At 65.8% G+C, this 17,542-nt stretch carries 21 protein-coding genes and 1 pseudogene; 4 read left to right on the forward strand and 18 right to left on the reverse strand.

Features of this window, described 5'->3' with window-relative positions:
• Positions 1–28: 28 nt before the first annotated feature.
• From AC3A6P_RS17680 to AC3A6P_RS17710, 7 genes are all read right to left on the reverse strand, one after another.
• Positions 29–1,663 carry a solute symporter family protein gene (locus tag AC3A6P_RS17680; protein ID WP_487692959.1) on the reverse strand — a complete coding sequence of 545 codons (1,635 nt, stop codon included), beginning with the start codon at positions 1,661–1,663 and terminating at the stop codon, positions 29–31.
• Positions 1,660–2,037, reverse strand: coding sequence for a DUF485 domain-containing protein (locus AC3A6P_RS17685; protein ID WP_487692960.1), 378 nt, complete (start codon positions 2,035–2,037; stop codon positions 1,660–1,662). The genes AC3A6P_RS17680 and AC3A6P_RS17685 overlap by 4 nt, the downstream gene beginning before the upstream one ends.
• Positions 2,038–2,146: 109 nt before the next feature.
• Positions 2,147–2,647, reverse strand: coding sequence for a GNAT family N-acetyltransferase (locus AC3A6P_RS17690; RefSeq protein WP_487692961.1), 501 nt, complete (start codon positions 2,645–2,647; stop codon positions 2,147–2,149).
• Between the two features lie 78 nt (positions 2,648–2,725).
• Positions 2,726–4,444, reverse strand: coding sequence for a sodium/solute symporter (locus AC3A6P_RS17695; RefSeq protein ID WP_487692962.1), 1,719 nt, complete (start codon positions 4,442–4,444; stop codon positions 2,726–2,728).
• The gene (locus AC3A6P_RS17700) at positions 4,441–4,821 is read right to left on the reverse strand and encodes a hypothetical protein (RefSeq protein WP_487692963.1); all 381 of its coding nucleotides are present in this window, start codon (positions 4,819–4,821) and stop codon (positions 4,441–4,443) included. The genes AC3A6P_RS17695 and AC3A6P_RS17700 overlap by 4 nt, the downstream gene beginning before the upstream one ends.
• On the reverse strand, positions 4,814–5,578 hold the full coding sequence (locus AC3A6P_RS17705) for a LytR/AlgR family response regulator transcription factor (RefSeq protein ID WP_487692964.1): 765 nt from the start codon (positions 5,576–5,578) through the stop codon (positions 4,814–4,816). Before AC3A6P_RS17705 ends, AC3A6P_RS17700 begins: the two co-directional genes overlap by 8 nt.
• 22 nt (positions 5,579–5,600) lie before the next feature.
• Positions 5,601–6,791, reverse strand: coding sequence for a sensor histidine kinase (locus AC3A6P_RS17710; RefSeq protein WP_487692965.1), 1,191 nt, complete (start codon positions 6,789–6,791; stop codon positions 5,601–5,603).
• Positions 6,792–6,828: 37 nt separating this feature from the next.
• Here AC3A6P_RS17710 and AC3A6P_RS17715 point away from each other — a divergent pair.
• The 3 genes and pseudogenes from AC3A6P_RS17715 to AC3A6P_RS17725 all read left to right on the forward strand — a co-directional run.
• A pseudogene (locus AC3A6P_RS17715) lies at positions 6,829–6,927 on the forward strand (HhH-GPD-type base excision DNA repair protein); the annotation flags it as partial.
• Between the two features lie 17 nt (positions 6,928–6,944).
• Positions 6,945–8,498 carry a recombinase family protein gene (locus AC3A6P_RS17720; RefSeq protein ID WP_487692966.1) on the forward strand — a complete coding sequence of 518 codons (1,554 nt, stop codon included), beginning with the start codon at positions 6,945–6,947 and terminating at the stop codon, positions 8,496–8,498.
• 331 nt (positions 8,499–8,829) lie between these two features.
• Positions 8,830–9,333, forward strand: coding sequence for a toll/interleukin-1 receptor domain-containing protein (locus tag AC3A6P_RS17725; protein WP_487692967.1), 504 nt, complete (start codon positions 8,830–8,832; stop codon positions 9,331–9,333).
• Positions 9,334–9,337: 4 nt separating this feature from the next.
• On the opposite strand, the gene AC3A6P_RS17730 is transcribed toward AC3A6P_RS17725, so the two are convergent.
• The 3 genes from AC3A6P_RS17730 to AC3A6P_RS17740 form a co-directional block, all read right to left on the reverse strand.
• The gene (locus AC3A6P_RS17730) at positions 9,338–9,682 is read right to left on the reverse strand and encodes a hypothetical protein (protein ID WP_487692968.1); all 345 of its coding nucleotides are present in this window, start codon (positions 9,680–9,682) and stop codon (positions 9,338–9,340) included.
• Complete coding sequence (locus tag AC3A6P_RS17735; protein ID WP_487692969.1) at positions 9,679–10,053, reverse strand: Gp19/Gp15/Gp42 family protein; 375 nt, start codon at positions 10,051–10,053, stop codon at positions 9,679–9,681. Before AC3A6P_RS17735 ends, AC3A6P_RS17730 begins: the two co-directional genes overlap by 4 nt.
• 231 nt (positions 10,054–10,284) lie before the next feature.
• Entirely contained in the window at positions 10,285–10,590 is a 306-nt protein-coding gene (locus AC3A6P_RS17740) for a P27 family phage terminase small subunit (protein WP_487692970.1), read from the reverse strand.
• 317 nt (positions 10,591–10,907) lie between these two features.
• Between AC3A6P_RS17740 and AC3A6P_RS17745 the strand changes: the two genes are divergently transcribed.
• Positions 10,908–11,207 carry a hypothetical protein gene (locus AC3A6P_RS17745; RefSeq protein WP_487692971.1) on the forward strand — a complete coding sequence of 100 codons (300 nt, stop codon included), beginning with the start codon at positions 10,908–10,910 and terminating at the stop codon, positions 11,205–11,207.
• Positions 11,208–11,564: 357 nt separating this feature from the next.
• On the opposite strand, the gene AC3A6P_RS17750 is transcribed toward AC3A6P_RS17745, so the two are convergent.
• From AC3A6P_RS17750 to AC3A6P_RS17785, 8 genes are all read right to left on the reverse strand, one after another.
• Positions 11,565–13,724: a phage tail protein gene (locus AC3A6P_RS17750; protein WP_487692972.1), complete on the reverse strand. Its 2,160-nt coding sequence runs from the start codon at positions 13,722–13,724 to the stop codon at positions 11,565–11,567.
• Between the two features lie 79 nt (positions 13,725–13,803).
• Positions 13,804–14,658 carry a phage major capsid protein gene (locus AC3A6P_RS17755; protein ID WP_487692973.1) on the reverse strand — a complete coding sequence of 285 codons (855 nt, stop codon included), beginning with the start codon at positions 14,656–14,658 and terminating at the stop codon, positions 13,804–13,806.
• 128 nt (positions 14,659–14,786) lie between these two features.
• Positions 14,787–15,272, reverse strand: a complete 486-nt coding sequence (locus AC3A6P_RS17760; protein ID WP_487692974.1) for a hypothetical protein — start codon at positions 15,270–15,272, stop codon at positions 14,787–14,789.
• Positions 15,269–15,532, reverse strand: coding sequence for a hypothetical protein (locus tag AC3A6P_RS17765; protein WP_487692975.1), 264 nt, complete (start codon positions 15,530–15,532; stop codon positions 15,269–15,271). Before AC3A6P_RS17765 ends, AC3A6P_RS17760 begins: the two co-directional genes overlap by 4 nt.
• Positions 15,529–15,726 (reverse strand): hypothetical protein, encoded by a 198-nt coding sequence (locus AC3A6P_RS17770; RefSeq protein WP_487692976.1) that lies wholly within the window; start codon positions 15,724–15,726, stop codon positions 15,529–15,531. Before AC3A6P_RS17770 ends, AC3A6P_RS17765 begins: the two co-directional genes overlap by 4 nt.
• The gene (locus AC3A6P_RS17775; RefSeq protein ID WP_487692977.1) at positions 15,723–15,902 is read right to left on the reverse strand and encodes a hypothetical protein; all 180 of its coding nucleotides are present in this window, start codon (positions 15,900–15,902) and stop codon (positions 15,723–15,725) included. Before AC3A6P_RS17775 ends, AC3A6P_RS17770 begins: the two co-directional genes overlap by 4 nt.
• A gap of 91 nt (positions 15,903–15,993) precedes the next feature.
• The gene (locus AC3A6P_RS17780; protein ID WP_487692978.1) at positions 15,994–16,722 is read right to left on the reverse strand and encodes a hypothetical protein; all 729 of its coding nucleotides are present in this window, start codon (positions 16,720–16,722) and stop codon (positions 15,994–15,996) included.
• A gap of 237 nt (positions 16,723–16,959) precedes the next feature.
• Positions 16,960–17,229 (reverse strand): hypothetical protein, encoded by a 270-nt coding sequence (locus AC3A6P_RS17785; protein ID WP_487692979.1) that lies wholly within the window; start codon positions 17,227–17,229, stop codon positions 16,960–16,962.
• Positions 17,230–17,542: the final 313 nt, after the last annotated feature.

The following is a 17,542-nucleotide window of genomic DNA, read 5'->3' on the forward strand; positions in this document are numbered from 1 at the left end:
CGGTCCGCCGCCGCCTTCGTGAGGGGTCTTAGTGAGCTACTGCTTTTTCGGCGCCCACACCGGTCAGGGACCGCACCTCCATCTCGGCGGCGATCTCCGGACCTTCGCTGTGCTTGGAGGTCAGGGTGCCGACGATGCCGAGGATGAACGCCAGCGGGATCGACACGATGCCCGGGTTGGCCAGCGGGAACCAGGCGAAGTCGGCGCCGGGGATCATCGCCGTCTTCGCCCCGGAGACCGCCGGGGAGAACACGATCAGCACCAGCGTGGAGATCAGGCCGCCGTACATGCTCCACAGCGCGCCGCGGGTGTTGAACCGTTTCCAGTACAGCGAATACACGATGGTCGGCAGGTTGGCCGCCGCGGCGATGGCGAAGGCCAGCGCCACCAGGAAGGCGACGTTCTGTCCGTTGGCCAGGATGCCGAGGCCGATGGCCAGGACGCCCAGCACCACCGCGGTGATCCGGGAGACCTTCACCTGTTCGTCTTCGGTGACCTTGTGTGACTTCAGGACCGAGGCATAGATGTCGTGGGCGAACGACGCCGACGCGGTGATGGTCAGGCCCGCGACCACAGCCAGGATGGTGGCGAAGGCGACGGCGGAGATGACGCCCAGCAGGACCACACCGCCCAACTCCAGTGCCAGCAGGGGAGCCGCGGAGTTGACGCCGCCGGCCGCACCGAGGATCCGGTCCGGGCCCACCAGCGCCGCGGCGCCATACCCCAGCACCAGGGTGAACAGGTAGAACGCGCCGATCAGGGCAATTGCCCACACCACGGACTTGCGCGCTTCCTTGGCCGTCGGCACGGTGTAGAAGCGCATCAGCACGTGCGGCAGGCCGGCGGTGCCGAGCACCAGGGCCAGCGCCAGGGAGATGAAGTTGATCTGTGAGGTCAGCGAACCGCCGTACTGTGCGCCGGGGGCCAGTACGTCACGGCTGGCCACACCCTCGGTGGTGGCACTGGAGATGGCAGCCTGGGCCGAGCCGAGGATCTCGGAGAAGTTCAGCCCGAACTTGGCCAGAACCATCACGGTCATCAAACCGGCGCCGGCGATCAGCAGGACGGCCTTGATGATCTGCACCCAGGTGGTGCCCTTCATGCCGCCGACGAGGACGTAGACGATCATCAGGACGCCGACGACGGCGATGACCACCGACTGGCCGCTGCGGCTGTTGATGTTGAGCAGCAGGGCCACCAGCCCGCCGGCGCCCGCCATCTGCGCCAGCAGGTAGAACAGCGACACCGTCAGCGTCGAGGTGGCGGCGGCCACCCGGACGGGCTTCTGCTTGAGCCGGAAGCTCAGCACGTCGGCCATGGTGAATCTGCCTGTGTTGCGCAGCAATTCGGCGACCAGCAGCAGAGCCACCAGCCAGGCCACCAGGAAGCCGATGGAGTACAGGAAGCCGTCGTAGCCGTACACGGCGATGGCCCCGGCGATGCCGAGGAAGCTGGCCGCCGACAGGTAGTCGCCGGCGATGGCGATGCCGTTCTGCGGGCCGGAGAAGGCACGGCCGCCGGTGAAGAACTCATCAGCGGTGGCGTTGCGCTTGCTGGCGCGGATCACCACGATCATGGTGACGACGACGAACAGGGCGAAGATGCCGATATTGGCCGCCGGGTTACCGACGGTCTCGGTGGCGGCGAGGAGAGTCCGATTCACTGGAGCGGTCCTTCCAGCTCTTCACGGATGGCCGCGGCGCGCGGGTCCAACTCACGGTTGGCGAAACGAACGTAGAGACCGGTGATGACGAAGGTGGACAGGAACTGGCCGAGTCCGATGATGAGGCCCACGTTGATGTTGTCCCAGACCTGGGTGGCCATGAAGTCGTGGGCGAACGCGCCGAGCAGGACATAGACGCCGTACCAGATGAGGAAGAACGCCGTCATCGGGAAGACGAAGCGGCGCAGGCGGCCCTTGAGCTCCTGGAACTCAGGGCTCGCCTGCATGGCGATGAACTCTTGGCCGGTGGGGGCCGGCCGACTTTCGGTGGTGGACACCGCGGGTGCTCCTGACTGGTCGAATGTGAACCGCATATGTGCGTGAGCGTATTGAGACTCAAGTCACAACCGAAGTGTTTCCCCAGGTGAACCCGGTGAAACAGGGGCTCGGTGCGGTGAGCGGTCAGTCAGCGGCGACGAACGGTCACCCCGCGTCCGGCAGATCCTTCTCGAACGGGTGCACGCCGACCTCGAGGCTCGGCAGCGACTGGTCATACAGCGGTCGGTAACCGGCCGACAGATACAGGGCCACCGCTTCGGGTTGGCGGGGTCCCGTGGTGAGGTAGACGCGCCGATAACCGCGCTGGCGTGCCACACGTTCCAACTCGGCCACCACGAGTTTGCCGTACCCGCGCTGACGGTGCGTGGACGCCGTCCAGATGCGTTTGAGCTCCGCCGTGGCAGGGTCGTAGCGCCGAAATGCACCGCCCGCCACCGTGATTCCGTCGCGTAGGCCGAGGATCAGTGCGCCGCCGGGGGGCGCGAACTCTTCTGCCGGATAGGCCCGCATGTTCTGGTACTCCAGAGGTAATCGGGCGCCGTAGCGAGAGCTGTACTCGACGGTCAGTTCATCGAGCAGCGGTGCGGCCCGGGGATCGTCCTGGGCGACGGCGATGAACTGCAGTTCGGTGGACGAATCGGGCACGGTCGACGGTACAACGGCATCGGTTCCGGCCGCGATCGCGGTTGCCGGCCGTACCGCGGGGGACGCCGGAAACGCACCTCAGTGCGACTCGCGGGGCAACCGCTCCACACCCATGCCGAGCCGCTCGGGCACGTGCATGCGGGCGAAGATGCGGGCCACATCCGGGGGTCTGGTGGAGGCTGTGAGCCGGCTGACCACGATCATCGTCAGGAAGGCCAGCGGCACCGTGACGGCTGCGGGATAGCCGATGAGCGTCGCGGGCCATCCGCCGAGGGCGCCGTCGTCCAGCCCGCCGATGACGGCCAGGGTCGTTGCGACGCCGGAGAGCACACCGCCCACCAGGAGCCCGCTGATGGCGCCGGCGCTGGTCAGCCCGCGCCACCAGATGCCCAGCACCAGCAGCGGGCACAGGGTGGAAGCGGCGACGGCGAAAGCCAGGCCGACGCTGCGCGACAGTTCCAGTGAGGAGGCCGCCAGCGCCAGCGGGATCGGCACCACGCCGCCCACCACCGCAGCCAGCCGGAAATCGCGGACCCGGCCGCGCAGCACGTCGGTGGACAGCGCACCCGCGATGCTCACCAACAGCCCCGAGGACGTCGCCAGGAACGCCGCGATGGCCCCGGCGGCCACCAGCGCGGCCAGTCCGGCGCCCACCACCCCGCCGATCGCGGCGCTGGGCAGCAGCAGCACTGCGGCGTCGGCGGTGCCGGTGATGAGCAGCTGCGGCACGTAGAGCCGGGCGAAGACCCCGAGCAGGGTGGGAAACAGGTAGAACAGCGCCAGCAGGGCGATCACCGCCAGCGCGGTGCGCCGGGCCGCCCGGCCGTCGGGGTTGGTGTAGAAGCGCACCAGCACATGGGGTAGCCCCATGGTGCCCAGGAAGGTGGCGACGATGATCGAAAGTACTTGGTAGAGCGGATGTTCACCGCCCAGCCCGCCGCCGGAGGAGATCCATGCGGAGCCGGTGGTCGGGGCGCCGGCGACCACCGGGGTGGCGGCACCGGCGGCCAGCGTCATGGTGGTGCCCTCGGTCAGGGTGTAGCGCCCCGGTGCGGGTAAGGGGGCGCCGTCGACGCTGACCCCGGCGGGTTGGTCGACCTGCACCACGACGTCGGTGTCCACGGCCACCGTCGTCTGTTCCTGGACGGTGGGAGGCATCGGTCCACCGAGTTCGGTGCGGTCGGACAGGAACAGCGCCAGCAGGGCGAGCGCCGGAACGGCGATGGCGGTGAGTTTGAGCCAGTACTGGAACGCCTGCACGAAGGTGATCGAGCGCATGCCACCACCCACCACGTTGGCGATCACGATGGCTCCCACGGCCACCGGTCCGATCCACACCGGCACACCGAGCAGGATCTTGAGTGTGAGTCCGGCGCCCTGATACTGCGGCACCAGATAGAACACGCAGATCACCACCACGACCAGCATGGCCACGGTGCGCAAACGCCGTGACCCCATCCGGAACTCGGCGAAATCGGGCACGGTGTAGGCGCCGGAGCGGCGCAGCGGCGCCGCGACGAACAGCAGCAGGCCCAGGTATCCGGCGGTGAATCCGATGGGGTACCAGAGGGCGTCGGCGCCGTACTTGGCCACCAGGCCGGCGACGCCCAGAAACGAGGCCGCCGAGAGGTATTCACCCGAGATGGCCGCAGCGTTCCACCGCGATCCCACCGTGCGCGAAGCCACCAGGAAGTCCGAGGTGGTGCGGGACAGCCGGCCCCCGTAGGCGCCCACCAGCACCGTGGCCAGGGCGGCGGCCACCAGCGCGGCGGCGGTCAGCGGGGTGAGGGCGTTCACGGATTCTCGGACCCTTCGTCCACGATGCCCATGAAATCGCGTTCACTCTGCTCGGCGAGCCGGACGTACAGCCAGCCCACGCCGTAGAACATGGGGTACAGCAGCACCCCCAGGATCAGCCAGTTGGCGCGAATGCCGAACACCGTCAGTTGTTCGAAGGCGGGAAAGGCATTGCCCAGCAACGGAATCGCGACGATGACGCAGACCACCACCGCGGCCAGCCGCAGCGCCAGGCCCAGCTGAGCCCGCACCAGGCCGCGCACCAGGGCGTCGCCCACCTCGGTCTGCTCCTGGACCTCGACGCGGGTGCGGACCATCCGGGCGCCGCGGCGGTGCGCCAGGATCACGCGTTGTCGCGACGGCCGCGGCTCAGTCATCGCGGTAGTTCCGCATTGGGCCGCGCACCAGGCGGTCGCGCAGTTCGCGGGTCTGGCGGCGGCTCACCGGCAACTCGACTGCGGGGGACGCGCCGTTCTCGCGCACCCGCACCAGCACACCGCCGTCGGTGGTGCGCAGCCCCGTCACCAACGGCAGCGAAACCAGATAGGACCGGTGCACCCGCTGGAAACCGAGGTTGCGCCAGCGGGTTTCGAGGGTGGACAGCGGTATCCGCACCAGATGTGAACCCGACGCCGAGTGCAGCCGCGCATAGTCGCCCTCGGCTTCCACCCAACCGATGCTGTCGCGGCGGACCAACCGGGTGATGCCGCCGAGTTCGACGGGCAGTACCTCGTCGGCGTCGTGCGGAGCGGCAGCCTCCACGCTTCGCGCGGCCAACACGCGGCGCACCGCCTCGTCGAGGCGTTGGGTTCGCAGCGGTTTGAGCAGGTAGTCGGTGGCCCCGACCTCGAAGGCCGCCAGAGCCTTGTCGTCGTGCGCGGTCACGAACACCACCGCAGGCGGCTGGGAGAAGTTGGCCAGCACCGCGGCCAATTCCAATCCCGACAGACCCGGCATGTTGATGTCGAGGAAGATCGCATCCAGTGCGCGTTCGGACAGTTCGCGCAGCGCGGCGTTCGCGTCGCCGACACCGTAGACATTGCCGACGCAGGGGTGCCGGCCCAGCAGATAGGTGAGCTCGTCGAGCGCCGGGGCCTCGTCGTCGACGGCGAGCACGTCGAGTAACCGGGTCACTGGTTGTTCCTCCGCGAAGTCATCAGACGTGCACGCCCGTCGCGAACTTGGGCACCCGCATGATCACCTTGGTGCCTGCTCCCGGCGCGGTCTCGACCACCAGACCGTAGTCGTTGCCGAACGCCGCCCGCAGCCGATGGTCCACATTCGTCAGCCCGACGTGGGCGCTGTGGTCGCCGCTGGCGTCGGGCCCCAACGCGTCGGCGTGCGCCGAGCGCAGCGCGTCGGGGTCCATGCCCACCCCGTCGTCCTCGACGGAGATGACGGTGTCGGCGCCTTCGTCGGTGGCGATCAGGGTGATGGTGCCGCCGCGCTGTCCGGCCAGACCATGCCGAACAGCGTTCTCCACCAACGGTTGTAGCGCCAGGAAGGGCACCACGACGTTGAGCACCTCGGGCGCCACCTGGAGTTTGACGTCCAGGGCGGCGCCGAAGCGGGCCCGTTCCAGCGTCAGGTACCGGTCGATGTTGCGCAGCTCGTCGGAGAGCACGGTGTACGGCCCGGCGGCACGGAACGAATAGCGGGTGAAATCGGCGAAGTCCAAGATGAGTTCGCGGGCCCGGTCGGGGTCGGTGCGGACGAATGACGCGATGGTGTTGAGCGCGTTGTACACGAAGTGGGGGCTGATCTGGGCCCGCAACGCCAGCACCTCGGCGCGGTCCAGGCGCGCCCGTGAGGCATCGAGTTCGGCGAGCTCGAGTTGGCTGGTGACATACCGTGCCACTTCACCGACGGCGCCGAGCATCCCGGGGCTGGGCTGCGTTTCGGTGATCACCACCAGCACCCCGACGGTCCCGCCGTCTTCGGGTGACAGCGGCTGGGCGATCAGGGCGGGCAACTCGCCACCCACCAGCACCCGCCGCTGCCCGGAGAGGCAGGCCTCGACGGCACGGCTGCACCGGCGCTGCATCAGCGTCGACCAGTGACGTTCACCCGGCGGGTGGTGGGCGAGTTCGCTGCCGTCGGCGTCGTAGAGCGCCACGGCGTCGGCGCCGGTGAGATCGCGCAGGTAGGGCACCGCGGTCTGCGCGGACTCCGCGTCCAGGCCCTTGCGTAATGCCCGGGCGGCGAGTGAGGCGGTGTGCAGCGCGGCGTGCACGGCGCGTTCGGTCGGGGTGGCGACCACTCGACGGGTCCGGACCACGAGGACGGCCGCGACGAGTGCGGCCAGCAGCAGCGCCGCTGCCAGTGCGACTGCGACCTCGCCCGACATGGCACTGACAGTAACCCGCGAATCTAGAATGATCGCCATGCCGAACCTGCAGCTGGTCCAAGAACCCGAGGCCGATGCACTGCTCGCTGCCAATCCGCTGGCCCTGCTGATCGGGATGCTGCTGGATCAGCAAGTGACCGTACCATTGCAACTATGGCGAAGCAGCTTCGAGCCCTCGTAGGGGCTCGCGTATCGGTAGTCCAGGGACCGCAGAAGGTCTCACACCTGGCGCAGTTGGAGACGGCCACAAAGTGGGCAGAGGCCCGCGGTTACGAGATTGTCGGACAGTTCGAAGACCTCGGAGTCTCCGCTGAGAAGCGTCCGGAGGATCGGCCGGACCTTGGGCCGTGGTTGACCGAGGAGGGAGCTGCCTCCTGGGACGTGATCGTCTGGTCGAAGATGGACCGAGCTTTCCGCTCGACTGTTCACTGTGTCGACTTCGCTCGGTGGGCCGAGGAACAACACAAGATGGTTGCGTTTGCCGACGACGGTCTGCTCCTGAACTACTTGCCGGGGGCGTCGAAGGGCATCGACAGCCAGATGTCAGAGCTGTTCCTCTACCTTGGTTCGTTCTTCGCCCAAATGGAGCTGAACAGGTTCAAGACCAGGGCTCAGGACAGCCACCGGGCACTGCGGGGGATGGACCGGTGGGCCTCGGGTGTGCCTCCGCTCGGCTTCAAGGTGGTTGATCATCCGAGCGGCAAGGGCAAGGGTCTCGCCACCGACGAGACCGGTAGGGCACTGCTGCACCAGATGGCCGAGAAGCTGCTGAGCGGCTGGAGTTTCATCCGCATAGCCGCGTGGTGCAACGAGCAAGAGCACCTGACGAACATGGACCGCGCTCGGGTCGCGAGCGGCAAGCCTGCCAAGGCTCGACCGTGGTCGGTCAACGTCGTGATCGACGCTCTGACCTCTCCGCGGACACAAGGGCTGAAGATGACCGGCCGCGGTAGGGCCGCGACGGTCGTGCTCGACGCCGAGGGGGAGCCGATCCGCCTTGGCCCTCCTACGTTCGATGCGGCCACCTGGAAGCAACTGCAAGAGGCTGCCACGCTCCGCAAGCTCGGCCAGCGGACGCCGAGCAAGACGGCCAATCCGGTGCTCGGTGTCGTCTTCTGTGGCTGCACAGGTTGCCGCGCATGTGGTGACCTCGAAGAGGGCGAGATCTGCGGATCCTCGCTGGCTCAGCAGATCACCCGACGCACGAGCGCGAGCGGCGAGCAGAAAGAATGGCGCTCCTACCGTTGCGGCCGAACTCCGTTGAACTGCAACGGTGTTTCGGCTCGCGGTGAAGATGTGGACTTTCAACTGGCCCACGAATTCGGATTCACCCGCGGTGACGACCCGATGACCCGCAGAGTGTTCGTGCCGGGGGAGGATCACAGCGCCGAGCTGGAGCAGGTGATCGCGACCATCCGCCGGTTGCAGATGGAGTCTGACGCCGGTCTGTTGACGACACCCGAGGATGAGCGGCTGTGGCTGGAGCGGCTGAGGGTCCAGACGGCCAAGCGCGACCAGCTCGCGGCCACACCGAGCCGTGCGGCCGGTTGGGTGACCGAGGAGATCGGGCAGACGAAGGCAGAGGCCTGGAAGGCTGCCGACGAGAGCGAACGGCGGCAGCTCTACCTAGACGCCGGTCTCCGGTATGTGCTGGCGCGCAAGGGGGAGCGGAGTTACTTCGACCGGTCGCAAACTACAGGAATGTAACTACTACATATGGTAGTTAGTGGCGAGTACGGATACTAAGTGTAGTGTGTGAGGAAAGCCTCGGATGATCCTCATCACGTGGCAGCGATCACTAGGAGAAGTGAGCATGAGCGGATGCACGGCGCCCAGGAGGGGCCACCATACGGCGAGCGGCGCAGCTGCCTGCCCCGTGCATGGGGGTCGGAGTTCCTACGGTCGTTCGTCATACTCCAGGCCGAGCTACCCGCAGCAGTCTTACTCGGCACCCGCGTACCAGCCGCGGGCGAGTGTGCCGTCCGGAAGGTCATCCGGCGGCAGCGTGCGGCCAAGGTGGTCGCCGAGCAACTCGTCCGTGACCTATACCCCTCAACAGGTGCAGGCGCTCGCTCCGGTACGTCAACAGATCGAGGCGCGCGCGCTTGCCTATCCCGATCTCCGCGACGGCTTCCTGTGCCACGCGTGGGATGACCGGCGGGGCGTTGCGAAGGAACTGCACGACCTGCTGGAGGCCGCAGGCGTGACGGTCTGGTTCAGCGAGAAGGACATCCTTCCCGGCGTCCCGTTCCTTCGTGCGATCGACAAGGGTCTGGCGAACTCGCGTATCGGGTTCGTGATGGTCACCCCCGCGTTGATGACGCGCATTCAGGCCGAGGGGGTTGCCGATAAGGAACTCTCCGCACTATTGGCAGGCAACCTGCTGGTTCCCGTGGTGCACGGCATCACCTTCGAAGAAGTTCGAGCGGTCAGCCCCCTGTTGGGTTCGCGGAACGGTTTCGATACCAGCGTGGACTCGTTGGAGGTCATCGCCGTCAAGATCGAGGAGCTGGTCAGCTTCACGAGGCCGGTAGACGCCTGAGGGCCTACCTCCGAACCATCGTGTAGACCGCATGTGCGGTCCTGGGGCTCCCGGTGTGCAACATGGCATCGCCCTCGATCGCGTAGCGCTTGCCGCGCCACTCGACCTGGGCATGCGAGCCAAGGATGCCGTCACCGGTGGGCCAGCCACCGGCCAGCCGCAGCCGGTAGCGGCTCACGGTGTTGGAACCTCGACCGTCGTAGATCTCGGTGGAGCTGATCGGCTGCACGGACGCTCGGGTGACAATGCCCGTCGTGCCGACGCGGGTGGACGGGTTCCCGTAGTTGTCGGTAACGGTTACCTCTGGGAAGACGGTGACGACCTCGGTGCCTCGGTTGAGCAGACTCATCGGATCCTCGAAACGTTCGGGACGATCGTGAACATCTTGCCGACGCGGACACCAAGGGTTTCCCACTCCTCGGCGGTGAGCCTCAGCGAGTTGTCCGCTGCGGCTGCCGATTTGGTGTAGGTGTAGCTGCCGTCAGACTCGGAGTAGATCCCGTCAGGGTTGCGGACCACCCGCAACACGGCCTCGGCCTCGATGTCGCGAACGTCGTCGGCGTCGATCTGGCCTGCCTCGGTTTGGCCGGCCAGATCCGGAATCCTCCGAAGAATCATCCGCTCGACCTGGGCCAGGCGACGGTCCACAAGGGCCGTCTCCTCGGTGGTGAGTTCCCGCGCCCACAGAGCGGCCACGTCGGCCGCGGTTGCGTATGTCATTTGCAGCTCCTGCATTTGTTGAGGTCTGGACGGCCGGGTGTCACCGGCACGTCGAATCGATCGCCAGGCAGCACCCGGCTGCAGCCGCCACACTCACGTCTGGCGGTCGTTTGGAAGGTGGCCGTGCTCGGTCTCCAGCCGAACCGAGCGCGGAAGTAGTCGGCCGCGGATGTCTTCGGGGCAGCCGCCTTCGGTCGGCGCTTGTAGCGCCGTGTGGGTGCCATTGCCACGTCAGTCCTCCTCGAACGGTGTGAAGTTGAGTCGGCTCAGCAACTGGGCAAGCTGAGTCCTCGCGGACTGCGCTTGAGCGATCAGCGGATGAATCACCAACTGATTCATCGATCCCTTCGCGGTCAGCGGCTGACCCTGCATCGCGGTGTCCAGTTGGTCGATCAGATCGGCGGTCTTGCATGCGTCGAACAGGATTCGGCGCTTGTGCGGTTCCTCGTTCACGTCGAACGTGCCGACGATCTCGCGCCAGAGCTTGCGGCCCTCGGTGCCGAGGCCGTCTGGCGTCTTCGGGCGTCTTACAGCCACGTTGAAGCCTCGTTTCCGGCCTCTACGGGCCTCTATATGTGTGTTGGCGACCTGCGGTTTTGCGAAAACGTCCAGGTCAGAGCGTCAAAAAATCAGAGTTTGAGTTCCAGCCGATGGCTGAACCGCATAACCGACCGGTCGAGAAGGGGGGTAGGGGGTCAACCCCCCTGGGGGTGCCGGGGTCAGGTCACGGTGTGTTGGGACCGACACGCGCGACACGACATCGACGACTGAGCGATGCGCTGTCTTGTGTCGGGGGTGCTCCGTACCGTCCGCTGCGAGGGCTCAAAGGTGAGCCCCACTACGGAAGGACGAACATGGCAGACGACTGGACACCCGACAAGCTGGCCAACGCTTTGCAGGCGGTGGAGATCATCCGAACTGTAAGCACCACAGAGCCTCGAAAGAACGTGGCAGTTGCCCTGTTTGAGGTGCTCAATCTGGTGCCCAGTGACCTCAGCAACGAACGCTTCGTGGAGCTGGGGCCGGACATCATCAGCGGCCTAGTCAACGTCGCTGTGTTCATCACGGACCACTTGTCCGAGCGGTCCGGTGTGCCGGTAGATGAGCTGTTGAACCGCCTGTCCACGGACCTGCGGGAGATGCCGTTTACGTAGGGTTGCGTCCCTGAGCCTCTTTCCACAGCCGGGACCGCATCCGCAGAACCTCGGTGGCGGCGTCTGAAGCTAGGACAGCCGCGGCCCACAGCGCGGGCAGCTCGGGGTGATCGATCTCCTTGCACGTGCTCTCCACCTCGCTCAGCATGCTGTCCAGCTCACGGCACAGACCTGAGCAGAACCGGTGCTGTCGTCCTTTGCGTCCCCGGATGGGTCGGCGACAGCCGTCGCGTTCGCATATCGAGGGCCAGTTACGTGCTGGCATGTAGGTGGGTGCGGGCATTCGTTCCTCGTGTGTGTGTTGGGGGACAAGAGAACCCCCGGTGTTTGGGCACCGGGGGCCTCTCATCGGGTGGGCTACCGGCCAGCGGTGGCCAGTGCTTGCTTGGACTCGGCGCGATCCTTCGCGGAGAACGCCTCGTCTACCGAGCCGACCTGGAAGATGTACTGGATGCCTTCGGTGATGGCCTTCGAGATGATGCCGTTGCCACCGATGCCGATGTCCGACATGAACTGACCCGCAGTCGACTTGGCGAAGTCGACGGGTGCCGACAGCAGGCCACCCGCAGCATTCGCGAGAGGGTTGTCCCCGGTCACGCTGCCGAGAGTGTCGCTGTAGTCCTGGGTTAGTCCGAGCATGTCGCGCTGGAGACCGATCTGGTCCTTCATCATGCGAATGTCGTCGGCTCGGTTCTTCAGTGAGTCGTCACCGGTCAGCTTCGCTTGGTAGTCAAGAGCTTTCGCCTGCGACTCCAGCCGCTTGGACTCGAACCCGAGGGCCTTATCCATCCGGTCGATGTCCTGCTTGGACAGCCCGCCGAGCAGACCTGTCGGGTCTACACCCGAGGCGAACGCCTCAGAGACCCGCTGAGCCAAGTCTTTCGCCCGGTCGATTACCGGCTCGAAACCCTGCTCCAGGCCGAGCTCGAAGCCCTGACCGGTGAACACGCCGTATTCGGTGAAGAGCTTCGACGGGGAGTTGATCCCGAGGAACCCCTTGACCGCACCTGCAACCGAGCTGGCCAGTTCCTTGGCCTTCGCGACCGCGGAGCCGATCATCCCGCCGATGCCGTTGACGATCCCGTCCACCAGAGCCTTGCCAGCGGCCATACCTTCAGCGGCCAGCCCCGAGAGGGCTGACGCGATCTGACCGGGCAGAGCGGACACGTAGGCCACGATGCTGGAGACCGCGCTGGAAGCTGCGGAGACCATCGACTGGAACGCCTCGGATGCTGCCGAGGTGATGCCGCTCCAGGCCGAGCTGATCGACGCAACCGCCGATGAGACGGTCGCGGTCACAGACGACCATGCCGAGCTGGCTGACTCTTGCAGACCGGCCCACATATCGCGCCAGGGTGCGTTGTCGGACGTGAACGGCTTGGTGATGTCGTCTATCACCGACTGGAGATCGAAACCGCCGTCCAGCTTGAAACCCGTTGGGAGAACCGAAGAGAACAGGTTGCCGTTGTTCAGCGAGCTAGACAGCTCGGTGATTCTGGTGAGGCTGTCCCCAACGCCTTTCAACGCGTTGTTGAAGTCGTTGATCTTCGATGGATCCTTGAAGAAATCCATGCCGGCGGATGCGATACCGCCGAGCGTGTCAAGGATGGTCTTCAGCGTGCCGCCGAGGCCGTCGAACGCGGTGTCCAGCTGCGACTCACCGAACCAGTTCGGTTTGGTGAGCTTCTCGACCCACTTCTCGAACGAATCGCCAGCTCCGTTGAACCACTCGGAGAGATCAGGCATTTTCTCGCTGAACTTCTCTGCGAGAGTGAGCAACCCGTCGGTGAAGCTGCCGATGCCAGGTGCGGCCTGGGAGATCGCAGCGCCGATGTTGCTGATCGTGGTCTCGACCTTGGCCAGCCCTTCGGGGCTGGTCACTGCTGTGACGATGCCCTGGGCGAAGTCAGCCATGCCCTGGGAGACCTTGGGGAGTGACCGTTCCAGCGTCGGGAAGACTGCGCCGAGCTTGTCGAACACCGGGGCAAACGAGGACTCGTTGACCGCGTTCATCGTGGCCCTGAGGCCCTCGAACGGGGTCTTCAGCCGCTCGGCGGCTTTCTTGATCCCGTCCAGGCCAGCCGTTATTGCGGCCACGGGTGCCGCGACCGCGGCCAGGATGCCGGGGAGCGTCAGCAGCGCCGAGGTGACGATGCCGATCAGCGGAGCGGCCACGGCGAAGCCACCGGCCACGATCGCGGCCATGCCCGTGCCGTTGATGCCTGACCCGAAGTCAGGCCCCTTGATGTTCTGGAGTCGCTCGGTCAGTCGAGCGAAGAAACTCCGGTCGACATCGGCGTCGACCTTGACCGAGGTACGCATGCCCTTGGTCTTGGCGTCCACCTCGCGACCGAAGCTCTTCATATTCGGCTCTACGTCGATCTTGGCCTGGACTGACCGTTCGATCGCGTCCAGATCGTTCTGCAGATCGCGGCGGAACCGCTTGCTGTCAGGGCTGACCTTGACCGAGATCCGAGCTACCTCGACTCCGGTCGCCATACCTGCTTTTCCTGCCATTGTTCACCTCCTCTAGGGGTGAGAGATCCAGGAGAGGCCAGCCCGAAAGCTGGCCTCTCTCAGAGGATTAAGAGATAGATCAGGCGACGTTGTAGCCGCGGACGTTGGCCTCTTCGTGGAGGAACCCGAGGCCGTAGCGGTAGTTCGCCATGATGTCCAGCGCGTAGTTCAGGAACGCGCTCTGAGTCGACCGCTCGACCGAGGTGCCGGTGCGGGTGACCAGGACCGTGCGGGCCTTGGAGATCCCCCAGAACTTGGTATCGGCGTCGACCAGCGGGCTGGTGACAACGGGCAGGCCCGCGATGACGAGATCGCCAGCGTCGTTGTAACCCAGAAGCGACTCGTTAGATCCGGTGGTCAGCTTCTTCAGCTTCAGCACGTCGCGTGCGGCGTTCGGGTGCATGACCCACGAGGTCAGCTTGCCGCCGTTGGCCTCGGCGGCGAACTTCGCATCGATGAACGGATCCAGGTTGGCCAGTGCGGCACCGGTGTCCACGTCGGTGTACGAGGTGCCGAGCAGACCGCCGGGGCCGTCTGCCGTCTCCTCGCCGAGGAACGCAGCGTCGACTGCCAGCTTGATCTGCTCGACCAGCACACCGGCCACCATGTCGGCCGTGTCGGGGGTCGAGTCGTCGGCCAGTTCACGTGATGCACGGTGAGCGCCAGCAGTGCGGTAGATCGGCACCTCGATCTCGGTCGTGGTCGGATCTGCCAGGGCGATCGCCTGGAGCTGCTTGTAGTGCGCCACGCTCGGGAACGAGACCAGCTTGGGGTAACGGACCTTGTCCTTATCGGTGCCGGTGCCCGTCAGGACTCGACCGGCGACCGAGTCCGACTTAACGGCAACATCGACCAGCTTGCCGAAGTCCTCGGGGGTGAACGCCTCGGCTGCAGAGGTGAGGCCAGCGCCGGTCTGATTGTTGACAAATGCCATGTTCTTACTCCTTGAAAAGTGTTGTGCGGAAATAAAAAAGGCCGGACCATACGGTCCAGCCTCGGTGCAGCCCTACGGCTGCGAACGGTGCCCGGAGAGCTGACTACGTCAGCAGCTCGGAGCGGAGATCAATGCTTGTCGGCCGCGATCAGCGCCGACCAGGACGGGGCCGGTTTCGGCGGGGCCTGCCCTCCTCCGGTGCCGCGGGTCGGATCGACCGCAGGAGCGTTCCGCTTGAGTCCGGGCCTCTCGGCCAGGATCGCGGCGACATCCGCGGCCACCTTGTCGGCGTCCACGTCACCGGCCTCGGTCAGGTAATCGCTGACCTCGTTGCCCGACAGCGAGAACAGGTCTGCCGGATGCGACAGGACATCAGCGGCCAGCCGTTCGACCTCGGCGCGCTGCATCCGCTCGACGCGCTCGGCCAGGGCGTCACGCTCCTTGACGGCCTCGTTGCGTTCGCGGCGGAACCGGGCCTCTTTGGGCTCCTTGCCATCGGGGCTGTCAGATCCGTTCTGTGGATCCTCGAGTGTGCTGACATCGGACGGGGGCTGTTCGTGCGTCTCCGTGGACGCTGGGCCGCTATTTGACGTGTTGTCGTGCTGTTCAGTCATTTGGATTCGTCTCCAAGGTTCGTCAGGATCAGGTTGCGTAGTTCGGGGAGTGCGTAGTGGCTCTGCTCGACTCGGCCGTACATACCGGCCTCGGGGCCGGTCTCGGTTTCGACCAGGACCATCCCGTGGTCTCGGATGTAGTCAGCGACTGGCCGGTACTGCTCGGACTCGGTGCTGACCACGAGGCTGCGGCTCACCAGAAGCTGGGCGCCGTCACCGGCCGCGGTCAGGAACGGCGGTTGTGCGGCTACGACAGTCATCGGCGGCGCTCCCACAGAGCGCGGCGCAGCTCCATCGGGTCGGTGTCCTCGGGCAGGCCGAGCCGTTCGGCGGCTGCGGCTGCCTTGATCGGATCCAGCGGCCACGGTGTGCCGCCTCCGGCGATCACGGCAGCCTCGTAGGGCTGGCCGCTGCGCTCCCAGAACTCCTCGAACGTCTCGGCCGGTGATTTCACTCGGACCTCCCCGAGGTTACGTCAGCCGCGGACCACTCGGTGATCTTGGCACCGGCCAGCAGGTGGTCGGTCTCGTCGGACAGCTCGATCTCGGTGTCTGGGCCGATGTCCCAGACGCGGGCTGGTGCGCCTCCGCGCTGGGCGGCTGCGATCAGTGCGATCTCCAGTTGATTCATGTGCTCCATCTCCTCGTTGGTGCTGCCCTGATCTGGGCAGCAAAAAGGCCCCGGTGTTGGCCGGGGGCCTCGGTCTGTTGTGTGCGAACTATCAGCTCGCGAACGGGTCATCCCGCGGGTGCGGTACGGCTACCGGCCGGGTCGGTCGTCGCCGTGCGACTGAGCGCGCTGGTTCGTTGGCAAACGGATCATCGGATGCCGAGGCAGCCTGCCGCGGTTTGGCCGGCTGTTCGGCTGGCCGGTCTAACCGGGCATCCGTGCCCGGTTGGGCAGGAGAAGCTATTTCCGCTCCGCTTCGGTTGCCGCGGTCATCCGATCCCACGAAGGGATCGGGGACGACAGTCCCCTCTCTAGAGAGCTTCTCTTTGAGGAGAAGCTCAGGAGAAGAAGGGCGGGCATCTGCGCCCGGTAGTAGCCGGGCATCCGTGCCCGGTTGGAAGGTGTAACCGGGCATCTGTGCACGGTTGGAGCGATCCTCGGTAGCCGGGCGTCTGTGCCCGGTTGGAGATTGGGCATCCGCCGTTTCCAACCGGGCATCCGTGCCCGGTTGAGGGTAGGTCAGCCGGTACTCGCTGGCGCGGCCAGCTCGGCCGCGCTTGGTTACCGTGAGCCAACCGGCATCGGCGTTCTTCTTGATCTGACGGCGAATGGTGGTCGCGTCCATGCCGGTGTCTCGGGCCAGGGTCTCCTGAGTGACCCAACCGGTTAGGTCGTCGTTGTCCATGTAGGTGCGGATGGCGTTGACGACGGCTCGCGGTAGCTTGGCGTCACCGCTGCGGTTGTAAGCCCGGTCCCATACCAAGATCGGCGGGGTACTCATTTGCTCCGAGCCTCCAGCTCGGCTATGCGCGCCTCAGCAGCGCGGAGCCGAAGGCGCAGTGACTTGGAGTCTCTGCGTAGCTTGGTGATCTTCAACCGCCAGCTTTCGGGCAGTTGGTCGAAAGTGTTGTCTTGCATGCGTTCCTCAGTGGGTTGAGTAGTTCGGCTGACGACTTTTGTCGTCGGCCCGCCTCCTGGGCGTTGGAACCGGCCCGCCTGGGGCCGGGTGAATCTGTCGTTACAGCTCGATTGGAAGCTCGACGCCTGACTCATAGATGGCGGCGATCTGTCGAACTACCTCGGCGGGTGCGACGGGCTGGCCGTCGTCGTCCTCGAACCGGATGCCGACATCCTCGAACGCCTTGACAAGGGTCAGCTTCATCGCGTTGGAGACTCGGCGGCGACGCTGACGGTCGCGCTCACATGCTCGGCAATGGCCTTGGCCGTCGCGGTCGGACTCGGTGCGGATCTCGTGCCCTTGAGGGCACATGGTTACTGCGGCGGGCATGGTGCCCTCCTTTCGTGTGCGTATGCGTAATAGGTCAAAAAACAAGGGCCAGAACGGATTTAGCGTTCTGGCGTAGAGAGGATCCCTCGACCTGCTGTCTGAAGAACAGGCCGAGGGATCTCTACAGAAAGGCCGGGCAAATGGCTGTTTGCCCTTATCCATCCGGGTAGCAACCGGACGGCTTACCGCGGGGCAGGCGAGCCCTCGGTGAAGTTTGGTGACGGCCGGGAGGAGGTGATGGAGCACCGTTCGGCCGTCATCGGGTGCGGGAGCGATTCGCACCCTGCGAACGAGGCGCACCGACAACGACGGC

The organism is Mycobacterium sp. Soil_C_30 (genome assembly GCF_057656995.1).